The sequence below is a fragment of the Candidatus Protochlamydia sp. W-9 genome (genome assembly GCF_001950615.1).
GTDB classification, from domain to species: domain Bacteria; phylum Chlamydiota; class Chlamydiia; order Chlamydiales; family Parachlamydiaceae; genus Protochlamydia; species Protochlamydia amoebophila.
On sequence record NZ_BCPZ01000376.1, the window covers coordinates 1 to 1,671 of the forward strand.

The following is a 1,671-nucleotide window of genomic DNA, read 5'->3' on the forward strand; positions in this document are numbered from 1 at the left end:
GATTACGGTGGTTGGAGCAATACTCATCGGCGATTTATCCGATGGCGCAATCAGAGAGTCTGGGAAAGGTTGCTTGAGGTGCTGATTGACGATCCAGATTATGAATGGCTTGTGATAGATGCTTCGCATTGTCAAGTGCATCCTCATGCAGCGGGAGCTAAAGGTGGTAATCAGAGCATGAGTCGTACAAAAAGGGGCTCAATACAAAATTGCATCTTGCCGTGGATGCGCATGGTCTGCCGATCAGGGTCATTATTACAGAAGGCACAACAGCAGATTGTACTCAAGCAAGCAATTTGATCGCTGGTCTTACAGCTGAGTGGTTACTGGCAGACAAAGGATATGATAGTGACACAATCGTTGAGCAAGCTATAAGTCAGGGAATGCAAGTAGTGATTCCTCCACGAAAGAATCGCATAACTGGTCGAGAATACGATAAAGATCTCTATTAAGTTAAGGCATTTGGTGGAAAATGCATTTTTACATTTGAAGCGCTGGAGAGAAATAAAGACCCGTTATGCAAAGAACACAGCCTCATTCTTGGCTGCAGTCCATATTAGATGTATTGCTATATGGGCAGAAGTCTCGTGACTACACTATCTAGTGCTCCCCCTCTCACAGATGCTTTAAATCAATATTTACTAATCCACTACAGTATAAAAATATCGATGAAAATGCAATCAAAAAAGGATTCCCTCTTTACCAATTTTTTTTGCTTATCTGAATAAGTTAAATATATTACATTGCGTACGGATTTTATTAACCGGCCATAACTTAGGACAGCTAAAAAAATAAAATGGATCGTATTCAAGGTAAGGCTACAGACAGGTGATGGAAAAATTTCTCCGGCGATCCATAAAATCTCTCTGGAATTTGTCAAACGCACAAATAAAAGCTTTAAAATATAGCCCAGACGCTTAAGTAGTTGAGCGGACATTTGCTTGACTTGGGAAATAGTGAATATTTACTTTTTTGCTTCTCCTTAGTAATATGAAGGGAACATACAAGAGATAAAATATGAAATCCAAAACGCAACCTACCGAAAAAGAGACATCACTTAAAGAAAAAAGCCAGTCTAAAGAAGAATGCATGATTTCAGCTCAGGTTTGTCCTGGTGTTTACGCTAAGTCTTATGCTTTAAGATTTAAAAGCGGAGATCCTCGTTTAAATAATTTAAGCAACAAATTATTAAAATTATCATAGTATAATTGGTATATTAAGACGCACAATCGGGCAATTGTCGGATAAGCGTACAAAAAGCCTGATTGCGAGACAAAAATTGAATAGCGGTCTTTGTAAACAATTTCACATGAAGGAATTGATGTTGTTTATAATCTAGCTATTTCTCAAGAATATGCAGTGAAAATCCATATCCAAAAATAAAAGATGCGCGAACAAAACTTTTTGTGATTTTTTGTCTAGCACAAAAAGTTTTTTGGTGACCTTTTCAATTCGTTTATATTTACTTATACCGTAATAAAAAAAGACCTCGTTATGACACTTGTATATACGTTAAATTTATAATGTAGTAATATTGATTTATACGAGAGGTGTATTATGCAAGTTAAACATTTAGTTCAACATGGAAATAGTAAAGCCATTGTCATTGACAAATCAATTTTACAAGCTGCAGGGCTTGACGAAAATTGTTTGTTTCAAATAGTTGTAGAT

General features: G+C 36.4%; 1 protein-coding gene and 1 pseudogene. Both read left to right on the forward strand.

Annotated features, from left to right (window positions below; genetic code table 11):
• A pseudogene (locus BU804_RS11645) lies at positions 1-591 on the forward strand (IS5 family transposase); the annotation flags it as partial.
• A 426-nt stretch (positions 592-1,017) separates the two neighbouring features.
• On the forward strand, positions 1,018-1,203 hold the full coding sequence (locus BU804_RS10240) for a hypothetical protein (RefSeq protein ID WP_075883988.1): 186 nt from the start codon (positions 1,018-1,020) through the stop codon (positions 1,201-1,203).
• Positions 1,204-1,671 lie beyond the last annotated feature (468 nt).

What these genes read in the sequence shown, in the direction of transcription:
- BU804_RS10240 (WP_075883988.1), top strand. Translation starts at nt 1,018, where the DNA reads ATGAAATCCAAAACGCAACCTACCGAAAAAGAGACATCACTTAAAGAA.